General features: G+C 67.5%; 15 protein-coding genes. 7 read left to right on the forward strand and 8 right to left on the reverse strand.

The annotated features are described in order from the left end of the window. Window position 1: 1 nt before the first annotated feature. The 5 genes from ABD648_RS13550 to ABD648_RS13570 form a co-directional block, all read right to left on the reverse strand. On the reverse strand, window positions 2-526 hold the full coding sequence (locus ABD648_RS13550) for a hypothetical protein (RefSeq protein ID WP_282215482.1): 525 nt from the start codon (window positions 524-526) through the stop codon (window positions 2-4). Continuing rightward, window positions 526-1,008 carry a hypothetical protein gene (locus ABD648_RS13555; protein ID WP_282215483.1) on the reverse strand — a complete coding sequence of 161 codons (483 nt, stop codon included), beginning with the start codon at window positions 1,006-1,008 and terminating at the stop codon, window positions 526-528. The genes ABD648_RS13550 and ABD648_RS13555 overlap by 1 nt, the downstream gene beginning before the upstream one ends. Window positions 1,009-1,028: 20 nt before the next feature. Next, window positions 1,029-2,066: a nucleotidyltransferase family protein gene (locus ABD648_RS13560; protein WP_282215484.1), complete on the reverse strand. Its 1,038-nt coding sequence runs from the start codon at window positions 2,064-2,066 to the stop codon at window positions 1,029-1,031. A gap of 484 nt (window positions 2,067-2,550) precedes the next feature. Then, the gene (locus ABD648_RS13565) at window positions 2,551-3,138 is read right to left on the reverse strand and encodes a hypothetical protein (RefSeq protein WP_282215485.1); all 588 of its coding nucleotides are present in this window, start codon (window positions 3,136-3,138) and stop codon (window positions 2,551-2,553) included. Between the two features lie 27 nt (window positions 3,139-3,165). Further along, a complete protein-coding gene (locus ABD648_RS13570; protein ID WP_282215486.1) occupies window positions 3,166-3,606 on the reverse strand; it encodes a helix-turn-helix domain-containing protein in 441 nt (146 codons plus the stop codon). A gap of 361 nt (window positions 3,607-3,967) precedes the next feature. Here ABD648_RS13570 and ABD648_RS13575 point away from each other — a divergent pair, with 361 nt between their 5' ends. Then, entirely contained in the window at window positions 3,968-4,222 is a 255-nt protein-coding gene (locus ABD648_RS13575) for a hypothetical protein (protein WP_282215487.1), read from the forward strand. A 433-nt stretch (window positions 4,223-4,655) separates the two neighbouring features. Here ABD648_RS13575 and ABD648_RS13580 read toward each other — a convergent pair whose 3' ends face one another. Together ABD648_RS13580 and ABD648_RS13585 are read right to left on the reverse strand one after the other, a co-directional pair. Then, on the reverse strand, window positions 4,656-5,069 hold the full coding sequence (locus tag ABD648_RS13580) for a hypothetical protein (RefSeq protein ID WP_282215488.1): 414 nt from the start codon (window positions 5,067-5,069) through the stop codon (window positions 4,656-4,658). Between the two features lie 176 nt (window positions 5,070-5,245). After that, on the reverse strand, window positions 5,246-5,992 hold the full coding sequence (locus ABD648_RS13585; protein ID WP_282215489.1) for an SDR family oxidoreductase: 747 nt from the start codon (window positions 5,990-5,992) through the stop codon (window positions 5,246-5,248). A gap of 144 nt (window positions 5,993-6,136) precedes the next feature. Between ABD648_RS13585 and ABD648_RS13590 the strand changes: the two genes are divergently transcribed. Genes ABD648_RS13590 through ABD648_RS13615 form a run of 6 tightly spaced genes read left to right on the forward strand, consistent with a single transcriptional unit; the run spans window position 6,137 to window position 13,860 of the window. Beyond that, the gene (locus tag ABD648_RS13590; RefSeq protein ID WP_282217548.1) at window positions 6,137-7,501 is read left to right on the forward strand and encodes a purine-cytosine permease family protein; all 1,365 of its coding nucleotides are present in this window, start codon (window positions 6,137-6,139) and stop codon (window positions 7,499-7,501) included. A gap of 56 nt (window positions 7,502-7,557) precedes the next feature. Continuing rightward, window positions 7,558-9,111, forward strand: coding sequence for a hydantoinase/oxoprolinase family protein (locus ABD648_RS13595; RefSeq protein WP_282215490.1), 1,554 nt, complete (start codon window positions 7,558-7,560; stop codon window positions 9,109-9,111). Then, on the forward strand, window positions 9,108-10,202 hold the full coding sequence (locus ABD648_RS13600; protein ID WP_282215491.1) for an S-methyl thiohydantoin desulfurase family protein: 1,095 nt from the start codon (window positions 9,108-9,110) through the stop codon (window positions 10,200-10,202). Before ABD648_RS13595 ends, ABD648_RS13600 begins: the two co-directional genes overlap by 4 nt. After that, a complete protein-coding gene (locus ABD648_RS13605; RefSeq protein WP_282215492.1) occupies window positions 10,199-11,308 on the forward strand; it encodes an S-methyl thiohydantoin desulfurase family protein in 1,110 nt (369 codons plus the stop codon). Before ABD648_RS13600 ends, ABD648_RS13605 begins: the two co-directional genes overlap by 4 nt. Before the next feature lie 9 nt (window positions 11,309-11,317). Beyond that, window positions 11,318-12,355, forward strand: coding sequence for an S-methyl thiohydantoin desulfurase domain-containing protein (locus ABD648_RS13610; protein WP_282215493.1), 1,038 nt, complete (start codon window positions 11,318-11,320; stop codon window positions 12,353-12,355). Further along, complete coding sequence (locus ABD648_RS13615) at window positions 12,352-13,860, forward strand: PucR family transcriptional regulator (RefSeq protein WP_282215494.1); 1,509 nt, start codon at window positions 12,352-12,354, stop codon at window positions 13,858-13,860. The genes ABD648_RS13610 and ABD648_RS13615 overlap by 4 nt, the downstream gene beginning before the upstream one ends. Before the next feature lie 20 nt (window positions 13,861-13,880). Here ABD648_RS13615 and ABD648_RS13620 read toward each other — a convergent pair whose 3' ends face one another. Then, window positions 13,881-15,101, reverse strand: a complete 1,221-nt coding sequence (locus ABD648_RS13620) for an ROK family protein (protein WP_282215495.1) — start codon at window positions 15,099-15,101, stop codon at window positions 13,881-13,883. Between the last annotated feature and the right edge of the window lie 16 nt (window positions 15,102-15,117).

The raw sequence follows: 15,117 nt of genomic DNA on the forward strand, positions 1-15,117 counted from the left end.
ACTACCCGTTGACGAGACGCGATGCCACGCGATCCCTCTGCCGGATGGCCGCGAGGTACTCCTTCCGCGCTTCCAGGATCGCGCTGCGGTCGTACGGCGCGGGACACGGGACTTCAGAGTCATGCCGGAGTCGGCGTGAATTCCATGCTTCTGTCATCGCGGGACCTGCGGTGCTCTTGGCCATTGCGACGAGGTTGTCGTACGCCTCCGCGATGTGAGTGTTCGCCGAGATCGTCAGGAGCGCTGCGCTCAACGCGAGCCTGGACTGAATCTCGCTTATCTGCGTACTCACCGTGGCCCGAGCATCCTTTCCCTGCCGTCGGCGAACAAGGAACGGCGCTTCCGCGTAGTCTTCCACGGCGCGCAGGGCCTCGCTGTACATGACTGCCCGCTTGTCCGCGCGAGACTGCCGTTGCTGCCACATGTAGCCGCCGACCGCGATACCTGCGGCGAGGACCGCAGCGACGATGGTGGCACCGGCTTCGGACAACCAGAAACAGGCGCTGAAGATGTTCGCCCACTCCATCAGGCAGCTTCCTCCAACCCGTGCGGTGCCTCATCGAAGGGCCAGTGGTAGTTGCTGTTCCGCCAGTAGTCCTCAGCAAAAAGGTGCCGCGCAGCGAGGTTCAGCAGTTCGTTGAGGCCCTTGTCCGGCGTCCACCTCCGCTCGACAGGGTCGTGCGGGTGGAACAGGCACAGGCTGTCATCCGGCATGCGGTGCGGCGACGCTGCCCCCAGGTCAGCGAACACCCGAGGATAGTTGGATGGCGCCAGATCGTAGGTCAAGTAGGTCGGGTAGCGATGGAACTCCACACGCACACGGACCGGCGCCGGGCGTGCTGTAACCGGGACATCCGCGACGTAGATGAGCAGGCTCGGTCGCTCTATGCGGCGAAGGCGCGAACTGTACTGCTGGCGCGCCTCCCGTTCGAGCGGGTAGAGCCATCCAGCCTCACTGCCCCACCACGGCTCAAACCGACGGACACCCAGAGGTTCGGACAGCGCCACCTGAGGCAGCCCCGGACAACTCACCGGACACCCCACGAGCGCACGGGTGTCGCTGCCGGGGTCGGTGTGGACGTGATCAACGCCGGTGCTCCGAACGTCGAGGAGGGCTTCGCGTGGAAGCGCACCCCCTCGCGGAGCAGGTTCGCGTGCGCCGGTGCGGGCAGCATGTTCGGATCGTTGAACATGTCGGCAAGCTCCTTGCACGCCAGAACCGGGAAGCCAGCCTGGTCGAGTTCGACGGCCTTCTCGAGACGGGCCGAGGCGTCACGGAGCCGTCCCAGGACCTCGGTCCGCGTGGCTTTGAGTTTGATGGGCTTGTCGCTGACGCCAGCAGGATCCTGCGTCTCACCCTGCTTCAACGATTCGATGGCGTAGTCGAACCAGGTGCGCATCGCGGTGATCAGCGAGCCGCTGGCGATACCGGCGCTGAGCGCGAGCGCCTTGATGTTCCAGGTGCACAGGGTGTCGCCGTTCATCCGATTCCAGTGCTTGAGGAGGCGGATCGTGCGCGCAAAGATGGCCTCGGTGCGCTTGTTTGCCTCTGCGATCATGCGAGTGTGCGCCTCGGGGTCGGAGCGATCCCAGCCGGTGAAGCGCGGGATGTAGAGCCCCTCGCCTGACGCGTTGTCGATGGCGACGATGACGTCCGCGGTGAAGTCGGGGAGACCTGGGCGAATCGGGTCCCGGAACCGGATGAGGATCGAACGCTTGCGGCCGCGGAACTCGATGCGCAGATCTTCGTACGTGTCAGCGAGCTCGCGGCGGATTGCAGCGGCGGCGCGCTCCTGCAGCTGGGTCGGACCCTTCTTGCCGGGTCCGTACTCCCGGCGCGGGTCGGCGATGACGATGCCGAGGTCGACGTCGGTCAGCGGCGTAAGTGCATCGCCGTGCGCAACGCTACCGTTGTAGTAGACGCGAGAACCAGAGAACTCTTTGCGAAGAGCGTTGGCGATGGCGGTGCGACGCTTCCGCGCCTCCGCGAGCTCCTCCTCGGTCACCTGGATCTTGGTGCGGGCGGTGTTTACCACCTGCTCGATGGTGGGGTACGGCTGGACCACGATAGGCCTCCTTCTGTGTCGTTGCCCCGGAGGATCCGGGTGCACGGAAGGCAGGCTTGACCAACCCACGGGAGTGGGCTTGATCACGCAACGAATTGCGCTTAGGGTCGAACTGTCCGACCAAAGACATCCGACCCCGACCTGCCTGAGCCCCGGCTCTGGCGAGTCGGGGTCTTCCTATTCCTTTCACTTACAAGTGTACCCCCTACCTCCGACATCGGGAGAGGTGGGATTCCCCCAGATGGCTTACAGCGGCCCAGAAGGCAAGCGCTCGACAACTTTGATCCACCTTCTCCGGCTTCACTCGCCAGACGTTCGTAGGCGGCTTCTGAGGGGTGAATATGAAGCAGGGACACGCCCTAGGAACTACACCGCTGTTATTCGGTGTTCATTGAATCGTCCGTCAAGTCGGTGTGAGCGCTCGGGGGTGACGCGCATCCTAGGCGTATCGCCTCCTGCAACCTGTTGTCCGGGACGGGTGAGTTCAGGACCTCGCGGCGCCGAGTAGCAGCGCGTCGGCGATCCCCTGCGTGGACTCGCCCTTGAACATGCTCTGCATGTGCTTGAGAACGCACTTCGCAAACTCCGGACATCCAGCATCTTCGAGAGCGAGGTCGGGGCGCTTCGAGCCCTCGATACCGCGGAAGAGATCGAACTGTTCCAGAATGACGTCGTCCACCGCCCTGGCCGCGTTGGCCGCAACGAGCATGAAGAACGAGTCGGCAGTGTGTACTTCATAGGCGAGATTGTCTGTGTCTACCTCGGCGTACCGACCATCCTCAACGATCACGTAGATGGCGTTGCTCGCGAGGGCTGCGGCATGAATGCCGGAATCGCGCTCGTCAGCGCCAGGCAAGTCAGGACCGGCGGGGTAGTCCGCCACGATGTCGTCCATGCTCACCCTGAGTAGCTCCCGCAGATCCACCGCGAGTCGCTCCTCGGCAAACACGTTCTCGGACGAGAACAGCACGAACAGCCCGCCGTTGGTGTGTGCGCGCAACAGAAACAGCCACTCGCGCAGCGTCTTGGAAAGTAAGACGTTCGCATCGACGAAGGCCACGGGGGTGCGCACACGCTCAGACTACCGCGCGCTCTCTGACTACACCCGGTCGTCGCCCAGCTTGATGAGAGTCTCGATTGCTTCCTGGCGAGCTTGTTCCCGATGCGCCCGAACGGCAGCCACTTCTCGTAGATGAAGCCGGTGATGAGAGCCAGCCATAACCGGCGTCAGCACCCCATCGCGGATCAACTTCATGACTGTGGGACGCGACACGCCAAGCAGCTCCGCCGCCGCGGATGTCGTCAGCAAGTCGGGCATCGTTTGGACGCTCATCGCGCCGCCGAGCGCGACCCGGTTGAGTACGTTGGAGAGCAACTCCACCACTCGGGGAGGCAGCGGTACTACGACTCCGGTTTCGGTGGTGAAAGTGAGCTGCGCGATCTTGTCGTCGCCCGCGGCCTTGACTGCTTCATTCGCAAGCGCCTGGGTCTCTTCGTCGACAAGTACCGTCCCGCGCGTGAGTAGCGTCGAGGATGCCATCAGTTCCTTCTTTCAGGTATGCGAAAACTGCGGCTAGCTGGGGACTAGGAGCTTCACCTACAGGTGAAAGAATAGACCAGCAGAGTCGTTTCTGGAAATGCCAACGCAGAATCGGAGCTGATTGCTTGTGCAAGCCTCGGGCCGAGGGCGTCGCGCACCTGCGACTCGAAGATGGGCCTCAGGGCGGTCCATCGGCAGATCAGGCCAAGTGGATGCCGGCTATGACGTGAACGTCTACGAAGTCGGACAACTCTATGTTCCGGGGTGAAGGCACGTCTCCGACTCCATCTCGTGGCGTTCGAATCGCGACGCGGCCGATAGTAGTAGGTGACGTCCGCACGGGCGAGAGACGAGAACAATCATGAACCTGCATGCAGTGCTTAAGAGGAACGCCAGCGCGATGGGCGCCAATCGAAACGGCTGGACGCTCACCGTCTTCGACGGCGAGCGGGAGGTCCGGTCCAACCTCACCTACGACCGAGCCCTTCCCCGGGAAATCTCGTTCACTGATCAGATTCGGGGGCGTCTGATCGATCTGGGGTATATCGCAGACGACTTTGAACTTGTTCCCGACGGGGACGCGTACCGGATCGACAACGTCCGTCCACTGCCCTGACAATCAAAGAGTCGGCGCTCTGGAATCTACTGGTGCATCTGCCTGAGTTTTCGGCATGCCGCCGCGAGTGTTGTCAAGGCAATGCACGCGATTTGATCTGCGACGTCAAGTCCGCAGCCTCTTCGACTGAGCGCGGTGGCGCCGTACGCATCGCCAGCCCGGCTCCGATCGGCGAAGCCCGCCCGAATCGCTCGTCGCTGGCGACGGGAGTGTTCGACTCACTTGAAGTGGGTCGCAACTGATACTTCGCAGCGCCATCGCGCTCCCGAACCGGAGGGCCACATGCGCTCTGGAGGAGGGAATCCTGCGGATCCTCCCCCCCCATCAGATCGCCTTCGCTCCGTGCGCGGCCAGATAGCAGACTCAGAGACGAAGTGTGCGCGAAATGGCAACCCTTCTTGTTGGCTGTTTGGCGACAGTTAGCGCCAGAGACTCAGCCGACGCCGTGCGTAAGAGGCGTGACGGTTACCTCGGCATCTGCGGCAGTGCAGGCGCGAGAGACGGCGTCGATTGCGTCGTTGTAGACCTCACGGTTGTCTCCGAACACCACCATGTGAGGGGGGTCGGGGATGGCCTCCTCGACTGCCATCATCCGCGTCTTCACGTCGCCGTCGGCGGAGAGGGCGATCGTGTCGAACTCGGCGTTCAGGTCCGCGAGCGGTTCCAGGAGAACGTCATTCTCTGCGACTCGATTGTCCAGGTCCAGGGTGAGGGCGGCGAAGTCTTTGCATGCTGCAACGTTGGGCAACTTCTCCGCAGCGGCATCGGATCCTGATGTGCCGCTGCACCCGACGAGGATGGTTGCCAATGCGCCAACGAGGAGGATTCCAGTGGCGATATGCTTCATGCCGCCCAGCGTAGTGGTCAGCAGCGCCTCAGGAGTCGTAGGATTCCGCGGATTTCGCGGTCCTGTGCGCGCTGGCGTATTTGAAGCTCGAGAGTTTGCAGGGACCGGCTGCGGCAGGTCCGGATCACGTCAGTCGACGACCCATGATTGATCCGTCGAGTCAGCCGCGCCAGCCTTCAGCGCAGCGAATACCCGCCGTCGACGTAGAGCGTCGAGCCGGTCGTGTAGCCGTTGACGAACAGGTGGATGACGGCATCCGCCACTTCGCCTTCGGTGCCGGGGCGACCGAGCAGGGTATCGGCGCTGAACTGCGCGAAGGCGGTCTCGCGGGCCGCCTCGTCGCGGTTCGCCCAGAGGTTGCCGTCGATCGTCCCGGGCGACACCGCGTTGACGCGGACCGGTGCGAGTTCGACGGCCAGGCCGCGCGCGAGGCCTTCGATCGCCGCGTTGGCAGCGACGTACGCGGGCGCGGCGGCGGGCGGGCGCACGCTCGCCGCTCCGGACATCAGGACGATCGAGGCCTCGGGGGAGAGCAGGTCCAGGGCGGCGTGCACGACCCGATACTGCCCCCAGAACTTGGACTCGAAGGGGGAAGTGGCCGCCTGCGGATCCAGGTCTCGCATCGACCCGACGACATAGTCGGCCGCGGTGGTGAAGATGCCGTCGACGGTCGGGACGTCGGCGAAGAAGCGGGTGATCGACTCCTCGTCGGAGGTGTCGACCGTGCTCCAGCGGGCTCGCGGCCCGAGTTCGGCGACCGCGGCCTCGAGCCGGCTCGGCGTGCGCCCGCCCAGCACGACCTCGGCTCCGAGGGTGAGGGATCGTCGCGCGACCTCGAGGCCGATCCCGGAGCCGCCCCCGATGAGGACGATCGTCCGATCGTGGAGGCGGGCGTCGAACGATTCCGTGGTGTGCGCTGACATGCCTCCATTCTGTGACGCCCCCGCAGAGTGACGCTTATGCGGTGTGCACATCTCTCATGAGAATCAGTGCACTCTGCATGTTCCTGTGTGCTGGCTGCGCGGATACCGTGGCCGGAACCCGTCCACATGACTCTGGAGAACACCATGGCCACCACGGCACACGCCGACGATTTCGCCCTCAGTCGCGTCCGTCCGGAAGCGCAGAAGCCCTGGTTCGGGATCGCGGTTCAGCGATTCGGTCAGGTCTCCGCTCTCTCGCAGTTCCTGCTGGGCGCCACGCTCGGCTACAGCATGACGTTCGGCGAGGCCTTCCTCGCACTCCTCCTCGGCTCGATCATCCTCGAAGTGATCATGTGCATCGTCGGCATCATCGGTCAGAAGGAAGGGCTCAACACGGCCCTCCTGGCCCGATGGACCGGATTCGGAGAGGTCGGCGCCTCCCTCGTCGGGCTCGCGATCGGCATCAGCCTGATCGGGTGGTTCGGCATCCAGAGCGCGATCTCCGCCGAGTCGCTCGATGCCCTCATGCCCGGCGCCCTGCCGATCTGGGCGTGGAGCCTGCTCTTCGGCCTCGCGGTCACCGCGATCGTCGCCTTCGGATTCAAGGGCATGCAGTGGCTGGCGAACATCACCGTGCCGCTGTTCCTGGTCCTCGTCGGGTGGTCGGTGATCAGCGAACTCGTCGATCACGACCTGGGCGAGCTGCTCACCGGACCCGCTCCCGGCCCGACCATGAGCGTGTGGGCGGGGACCGGCATCGTCGCCGGCGGTCTCATCGTCGGCGCGATCATCACCGCCGACATGACGCGCTTCAACCGGTCCCGTGCCGACGTGATCAAGCAGACCGTCGTCGGCGTCTCTCTGGGCGAGTTCGTGATCGGCCTCGCCGGCGTACTCCTGGCGCACGCCGCTGCTTCGGGCAACATCGTCGCGATCGTCACTTCGTCGATCGGCTTCGTGGGCCTGATCATCGTGATCACAGGAACCCTGAAGATCAACGACTGGAACCTCTACTCGTCGACGCTCGGACTCGTCAACTTCATCTCCACCGCGTTCAACAAGAACCTCCACCGCGTCACCACGACGATCGTCCTCGGTGTCGTCGGCTCGGTGCTCGCCGCCGTCGGCATCCTCGGTCAGTTCGCGGGCTTCCTCATCATCCTCGGAGTGGCGTTCCCCCCGATCGCGGGCATCATGGTCGCCGAGTACTTCATCGTGCGCCGCTGGCGTCCCGAGCTCGATGCGAGCAGGGAGACCGGCCGCCTTCCCGAGACGGCACCGCGCATCGTCCCGGCCACACTCGTGATCTGGCTCGTGTCGGCGGTCGCCGGCTACGTCATCACGTGGGGCATCCCTCCCGTGCTGTCGCTGATCCTCTCGATGGTCCTGTACGTCATCGCGGGCAAGCTCGGCTGGGTGCGCGGCGTCGGCACGGCTCGCACGGCGCAGCCCGAACTCGAGACGGATGCCGCCCCCGACGCGGTACCCGGTCTCGGCGCCACCAACTGACTCCCCGCTACAGACGTAACAGAAGCAAAAGCAGCGACAGAAAGAGAACCACCCACATGCACATCGGAATCGATGTCGGCGGAACCAACACCGATGCCGTCCTCATGGACGGCACGCACACGCTGGCGGCGGTGAAGCACGCGACGACCGAGGACGTGACGACCGGCATCGTCCAGGCGATCGACGCCCTGCGCTCCGGCCACCACTTCGACGGCGAGAACATCTCCGCCGTGATGATCGGCACGACCCACTTCATCAACGCCCTCGTCGAGGCCAAGCGTCTCGCACCAACCGCGGCGCTGCGTCTCGGGCTGCCCGCCACGAAGGCCCTCCCGCCGCTCGTCGACTGGCCCGCCGGTCTCGTCGAGGCGATCCAGGGCCGGAGCTACCTCGCACACGGCGGCTACGAGTTCGACGGGCGGCCGATCTCTCCGCTCGATCCGGACGAACTCCGCGAGCACGCCGCCGACATGCGTGCCAACGGCATCCGCTCCGTCGCGATCTCGTCCGTCTTCAGCCCCGTCAACCACGACCTCGAAGTCGAGGCGGCGCGGATCATCGCCGAAGAGCTCGGCGACGATGTGGCGATCTCCCTCTCGCACGAGATCGGCCGGATCGGACTGCTCGAGCGGGAGAACGCCACGATCATCAACGCCGCGCTCCGCGAGCTCGCATCCGAGATCGTCGACGGCCTGACGGCTGCGGTGCGCAGGCAGGGCATCCAGGCGCCGATCTTCCTCAGCCAGAACGACGGAACGCTCATGGACGAGGACTACGTGCGCCTGTACCCGGTCGCGACCTTCGCGTCCGGCCCGACGAACTCGATGCGCGGCGCGGCACTGACCAGCGGTCTCGCGACGTGCGCCGTCGTCGACATCGGCGGCACGACCACCGACATCGGCCTGCTCATCAACGGCTTCCCCCGCGAGACGGCGAACGAGGTGAAGGTGGCCGGCATCCGCACCAACTTCCGGATGCCGGACGTGCTGTCGATCGGAATCGGCGGCGGGTCCATCGTGAACGAGGAGACCGGCGAGGTCGGGCCCGAATCCGTGGGCTACCGGCTCACGACCGAGGCGCTCGTGTTCGGCGGGTCGACGCTCACCGCGACCGACATCGCCGTCGCGGCCGGTCGCGCCGACATCGGCGACGCCTCGAAGGTCGCCCACCTCGATGACGCGTTCGTCGAACGGGTCCTGAACCGGATCGGCGAGCGGGTCGCGGAGGCGGTGGACCGCATGCGCACCTCGCCCGAACCGATCCCGGTGGTGGCCGTCGGCGGCGGCTCGATCCTCGTCTCGGGGGAGCTCCCGATCTTCGGCGCCGCGCAGCGCCCCGAGAACTACGCGGTCGCGAACGCGATCGGCGCCTCCATCGCGCAGGTCGGCGGCGAGATCGACAAGGTCTACGCGATCGAGCCCGGTCGCCGGGAGGAGGCGATCGCCGCGGTGCGGGCGGAGGCCGTCGACAAGGCCATCGCCGCCGGTGCCTTCCCCGCCTCGGTCGAGATCGTCGACTTCGACGAGGTCCCGATCCCGTATCTCCCCGGCAACGCCACCCGCATTCGGGTCAAGGCCGTCGGCGACCTCGACATGGGCGGTGTGCGATGAGCTGGACGATCACCCGCGACGTCATCCCGGGACTCGCCCGCGGAGCAGCCGTGCTCGGCACCGGCGGCGGCGGCGATCCGTACATCGGAGCCCTGCTCGCCTCGCAGGCGCTGCGCCTCCACGGCGACGTCACGGTCGTCTCGCTCGACGAGGTGCCGGATGACGCGCTGGTCCTGACAGTAGCGATGATGGGTGCACCCACGGTGATGGTCGAGAAGCTCCCGAGTCTCGACGAGGTCACAGCCCCCGTGCGGGCGCTGGGAGCGGCCCTCGGCCGCGCCGTCACGCACATCGCGTGCGCGGAGGTCGGCGGCGTCAACTCGACGATCCCGATCGCCGCGGCCGCCGCGCTCGGTCTGCCGCTCATCGACGGCGACGGCATGGGCCGCGCGTTCCCCGAGCTCCAGATGGTGCTGCCGACCCTGTACGGCATCGATGCGTCGCCTCTCGCGTTCAGCGACGAGAAGGGCAACGTGGGCGTGCTGAACACCGTCGACAACAGCTGGACCGAGCGCATCGCGCGGGTCGCCTGCGTGGAGATGGGGTGTTCCGTGATGATCTCCGGTTTCCGGATGTCGGGGGCACAGGCGCGCGAGGCCCTGGTCGCGGACTCCCTGTCGCTGTGCCGCGAGATCGGTGAGGGCATCGACTCGGCTCGGGAGGCCAAGACGGATCCGGTCGCGCAGGTGGTCGCCCTTCTCGGCGGACGCGAGCTCTTCGACGGCAAGGTCGTCGACGTCGAGCGCGCGACCACGACGGGCTTCGCCCGCGGGAGGGCGAGGATCGAGGGTGTCGACTCGGCGCTCGAACTGTCGTTCCAGAACGAACACCTCATCGCGACGCTCGACGGACAGACCCTCGTGACGACACCGGACCTCATCATCGTGCTCGATCACGACTCGGGGGAGCCGATCACGACGGAGGGGCTGCGGTACGGCCAGCGGGTGCGCGTCATCGCCGCGCCGAGCGACGAGCGCTGGCACGGGGCTGCCGCGCTGGCCATGGTCGGGCCCGGCTACTTCGGGTACGACCTCCCTTCCCACCGCTTCGACGGTCGGGTCGAGACCATCGCCGAAGAGGATGCCGCGTGAGCTGGCAGCTGACCAGCGCGGACCTGCCCGATCTCGCCCGTGGGGCCACGCTCCTCGGAACCGGCGGCGGCGGCGATCCGTATATCGGCAAGATGCTCGTCGAACAGGTCCTCGGCGATCGGTCCATCACGATCCTCGACCCGGAGGATCTGACCGACGACATGTTCGTGATCCCAACGGCGCAGATGGGGGCGCCGACCGTGATGATCGAGAAGATCCCGGCGGGCTTCGAGGCCACGCTCGCCCTGCGCACGCTCGAGGAGCACCTCGGGCGGACGGCCGATGCGACGATGCCGATCGAATGCGGGGGCATCAACTCGATGATCCCGCTCATGGTGGCCGCCGAGACGGGCCTTCCGGTCGTCGACGCCGACGGGATGGGGCGCGCGTTCCCCGAGCTCTCGATGGAGACCTTCGCCGTCTACGGCGTGCACGGCTCCCCTCTCGCCCTCGCCGGCGAGCGGGGCGAGCGCGTGATCATCGACACCGGTGACGACGACCGGCAGATGGAATGGCTGGCGCGGGGGATCACCATCAGGCTCGGGGGCGTCGGGCACATCGCGGAGTACGCGATGTCGGGCGCGGATGTGAAGCGCACGGCGGTCCCGCGCACGATCTCGATGGCGCTCGCGCTGGGGCGGACGATCCGCCTGGCCAGAGAGGCACATCGATCGCCTTTCGAAGCCATCGCGGAGACGCTCTCTACGACCCTCTACCCGCATGTGCGCGAGCTGTTCGTCGGGAAGGTCACCGACGTGGAGCGCCGCACGACCGAGGGGTTCGCCAGAGGGACTGCCATCGTCTCGGCATCCGATCCCACGAGCGATGATCGACTCGAGATCTCGTTCCAGAACGAGAACCTCATCGCGCGCCGCAACGGCGAGGTCGTCGCCATCGTGCCCGACCTCATCTGCGTGGTCGACCACGAGTCCGCCGAACCCATCACGACCGAGGGTCTGCGCTACGGGCAGAGGGTGCGTGTGCTCGGTATTTCGACACCCGAGATGATGCGCACGCCCGAGGCCCTGCAGGCGTTCGGGCCGACGGCATTCGGGCTGACCGAGCCCTTCTCCCCGGTGGAGACAGCGGGGGAGCGGCGAGCCTAGGCTGAGGCCATGCCGGTCACCCTCGAGCTCGACAGCCTCCCCCCGCTGGCAGCCGGGTTCGCGCTGCTCGGCTCCGGTGGCGGCGGGGGCACGACGATGCTCGAGCTCGTGCTGAGGGACTCCCCGGACTGGCCGATCACGCTGCACGACGTCGATGACCTGGATCCTGACCTCCCGGTCCTCGGGGCAGCCTTCGTCGGCTCGACCATCCTCCTCGGCGAACGGCTCCCGGGAGCCGATCCCTTCGCACGGCTGATCGCCGCGGCGGAGCGCTGGCTGGGCCATCACGTGCCGGTCGTCTGCTCGCTCGAGGGCGGAGGCCTCAACGGCCTCGCGCCTTTCACACTGGCCGGCGAACGGATGATCGTCGACGCCGATCTGACCGGCCGCGCGGTCCCGGCACTCGATCAGATGTCGCTCCTGGTCGACGGCGTGCCGAACATCATCGTCACCTGCGACACGGGCGCCGGCGGCGTGGCCCTCGTCGAGACCGACCGGGCGATCGACATCGAACGCATCGTGCGAGCGGCGACGGTCCAGGCGGGCGGCGCCGGAGGCATGGTCTTCGCGGGCTTCACCGTCGAAGACCTGCGCGAACACTCGGTCGTCGGCAATGCCGCGCACGCGCTGAAACTGGGGCAGGCCTTCCTCTCCGCAGCGACCGGACCGCTCGGCGATCTCGCGGGGGCGCTGGGTGGACGCCTGCTCGCGGAGGGGCGCATCACCGCGATCGAGATCGACGAGCGGGACCCGCATGTGACCGTCTTCGGCATCGAAGGGAGCGCGGGAGAGGTGCACCGGCTCGTCGCCCGGTCCGAGAGCCTCGCGCTGATGACCGACGGCAGGCTCGAAGCCGCGGCCCCCGATCTGGTCGTCGTGCTCGACGCGATCTCGCGCGACATCCTGGAGGTTCCGCACCTGTCGATGGGGCGATACGTCGCCGTGGCCCACCTGGACGGACCGGAGTGGTGGTCGCAATCCGCCGAGCGCCTCCGCCATGTGGTCCCCTCCGCGTACGGGCTGGCTGAACTGGACGGACCGAGATGACCGACGCGCTCCTGCTGAGTGCTCTGCTCGCGCACCCAGAGAACGGCGGCGTGCGTGCGATCGCCGGGCCGGAGGATGTCGAGTGGACGGGCGTCGTCGTGGAGTCGGACGAGACGCGGCTCCCCTCCGACGGGACCGGACGCCTCGTGGTCCTCACGGAATCGCCGCCCGATCGTTCCTGGCAGCAGGACGCGCTCATCCGCCGCACGCGTGATCGTGGATTCCGAGCGCTCGCCGTGCCGCGGGCGGATGCCTTCGGTGCCGGTACCCGTGCGCTCGCCGAGCGGCTCGGGTTCACGGTGCTGCACGTCGATCGCCCCATCCAGCTCGCGAAGGCCTGCTGGCAGCTCGTCGAGGCGCGGGACGCTCTGGCTCTGCACTACGTGCGGAAGGTGGCGCAGTCGATCGAGTACCACGCCGACAGCCTCACCGATCTGCTGCGGCATCTCTCCTCGAGCGTGCGGCACGGAGTCGCCCTGCTCGATGCCGAGGGCGTGCTCCTCGAATCCGGGGGTGCGCTGGCTCCCGATGTGCACGCCTCCATCGACTTCACTCCGTGGCTCGACATCGTGCGCGTGCCCGCCGGCTCCGCAGCATCCGTGCGTGTCGACAGCCCCAGCAGAGAAGGGCTGCGGCTCGCGTTCTTCGGCGAGGGGCTCGACGAGCGGCAGGTCGGGGCGCTCGCGGTCGCCGCCGAGGTGGCGATGCCCGCCGTCGCCGCCCGCATCCTGATCGATGAGGTCAACGAGGTCAACGACGCGTCGGTGTCGTCGGGAGTCCTCCGCGATTTCGTCGATCTGCGCGGCACCCCGGATCTCGATGTGGAGCGCCGCATGCTCGAGCGCGGATGGCGCACGAGCGGGTACCACCTCGGGTTCCGCATCATCGGGCGCACCCGCGTCGACACCCTGCAGCTCCTCCGGTTCGTCATCGGCGAGCTCGGCCGCATCTCCGTCGACTCGCACGCGACCACGAGTGGTCGAGGCGTGACGGGATGGTTGACCTTCACGGATCCGCCGGCACCGCCCCAGATCGAGCAGCACGTCGCGTCGTTGCGAGAGTTGCATGTCGCCGCCCGTCGCTCGTTCAACGTCGCGACCGGCGTCGGCTCGGTGGCGAACGGCTCCGCGGGACTCACGACGTCGTTGAGCGAGGCGTCAGACGCGTCGAAGATCGCGGTGAACCGCTCGACCACGAGCTGGTTCGTCCGTGTCGACGGACTCGGGCTCGAGCGGCTCCTGCTCGCGTGGACCGGCAACGACACGTTCGTCCCGGCGGCGCAGTCGCTCCTCGCGCCGTTGCAGGAGGGTCGCGGCGAGCTGCTCACCACCCTGTCGGCGTACCTGGATCATGAGTCGGCTCTCGCCCCGACCGCGGCCGCTCTCGGCCTCCACCGCAACACCGTCGCGAGTCGCGTGCATCGCGCGCAGGAGCTGCTCGGCGTGGACATGGGCGATCCCGAGGTCCGGCTGGCGCTGCATCTCGCCTGCCGCGCGGTGCGCTGACGGCAAGGCCGGATGCCGCGCTACGCGCGCACGCGGAGACGCTGCTCCGCGAGCCTCGGCACCGCCTGCTCGCGCGCGGCACGGCGGGCGGTGGCGACGGCGCCGATCGACACGACCTCGGCGCCGAGCTCCGAAGCCAGGAGTTCCGGCGCCGGCAGGTGCAGCTCTCCGGGGAGCATCCGACGCGCTGCCGCGAGCACGGGCTCGACGCTCTCGGCGACCGCCCCGCACACGATCACGCGCGCCGGGTCGTACATGCTGCCGAGCACCCCCACTACGCGGGCGACCGTGGCGCCGACGCGATCCGTGACGAGCATCGCGTCCTCGTCGCCTGACGCGGCGAGGGTCAGCACGAGCCGGGGGTCGATGCGCTCCGCCGCGACGATGCGCCCGACGGCGCTGTCGCTGGCGATCTCGCCTGCGTCGACTGCGGCCTGCGCGTGGTTTCGCACCGAGTAGGAGAGCCCGAACGCCGAACCGACGCCGATGATGTGATCGAACACGACGCCCTCGCCGACGCCGCCGTGTGCACCGTGCAGGACGTGGCCGTCCACGACCACCCCGCCGCCGAAGCGCTCGCTCGCGAGCAGGGCGACGTAGTCGCGGCATCCGCTCGCCGCTCCGACGGCACCCTCGGCGATGGCCGCCAGCTGCGCGTCGTTCTTGATCTCGACGACCGGCGCCCAGTCGCGCAGGGCTTCGGCCAGCCCCGGGTTGGTCCGCTCCCAGAAGCCGTCGGGATGCGGCGGCGAGATGCCGTTGCGATCCACCGGGGCGGCGACTCCCACGCACAGGGCCAGAACATGCTCGCGGGGCACGCGGGCTTCCGCTAGCGCCGCGCCCAGGGCGGAGATGATCGTCGCACGCCGCTCCTCGGCAGAGTGGGTCGGGTCGACCTCGACGCGGTGGTGCACGAGCGTCGTCTCGAGCGGATCGGCGACCGTCACCGCGAGGTGGGTGTCGCCCGCATCGATGCCGACGACGACGCCGAGATCGGGGGAGAGGGCGAAGCGGCGTGCCGGACGGCCGGACCGGTAGCTGCCGACGGCGCGGGCGTTCGGCAGCTCGCGCAGCAGCGCGGCGTCGAGCAGCGTGTCCATGGCGTCGATTGCCGTGGAGCGTGTGAGCGAGGTGCCGGCCATGACCTCGGTCGCCGTGAACTCGCCCGCCGCCCAGGCGAAGTCGAGCACCGCCCCGACGCTTGCGCGCCCGGTGCCGAGATCCGCCGAGACTTCTGTCACGCCCCTTGACCTTTCT

The organism is Microbacterium luteolum (genome assembly GCF_039533965.1).
In the GTDB taxonomy this organism is placed as follows: domain Bacteria; phylum Actinomycetota; class Actinomycetes; order Actinomycetales; family Microbacteriaceae; genus Microbacterium; species Microbacterium luteolum.

Coding starts and splice junctions, on each gene's coding strand:
- ABD648_RS13575 (WP_282215487.1), top strand. CDS start 3,968: ATGAACCTGCATGCAGTGCTTAAGAGGAACGCCAGCGCGATGGGCGCC.
- ABD648_RS13580 (WP_282215488.1), bottom strand. CDS start 5,069: ATGAAGCATATCGCCACTGGAATCCTCCTCGTTGGCGCATTGGCAACC.
- ABD648_RS13615 (WP_282215494.1), top strand. CDS start 12,352: ATGACCGACGCGCTCCTGCTGAGTGCTCTGCTCGCGCACCCAGAGAAC.
- ABD648_RS13600 (WP_282215491.1), top strand. CDS start 9,108: ATGAGCTGGACGATCACCCGCGACGTCATCCCGGGACTCGCCCGCGGA.
- ABD648_RS13570 (WP_282215486.1), bottom strand. CDS start 3,606: ATGGCATCCTCGACGCTACTCACGCGCGGGACGGTACTTGTCGACGAA.
- ABD648_RS13610 (WP_282215493.1), top strand. CDS start 11,318: ATGCCGGTCACCCTCGAGCTCGACAGCCTCCCCCCGCTGGCAGCCGGG.
- ABD648_RS13585 (WP_282215489.1), bottom strand. CDS start 5,992: ATGTCAGCGCACACCACGGAATCGTTCGACGCCCGCCTCCACGATCGG.
- ABD648_RS13595 (WP_282215490.1), top strand. CDS start 7,558: ATGCACATCGGAATCGATGTCGGCGGAACCAACACCGATGCCGTCCTC.
- ABD648_RS13550 (WP_282215482.1), bottom strand. CDS start 526: ATGGAGTGGGCGAACATCTTCAGCGCCTGTTTCTGGTTGTCCGAAGCC.
- ABD648_RS13590 (WP_282217548.1), top strand. CDS start 6,137: ATGGCCACCACGGCACACGCCGACGATTTCGCCCTCAGTCGCGTCCGT.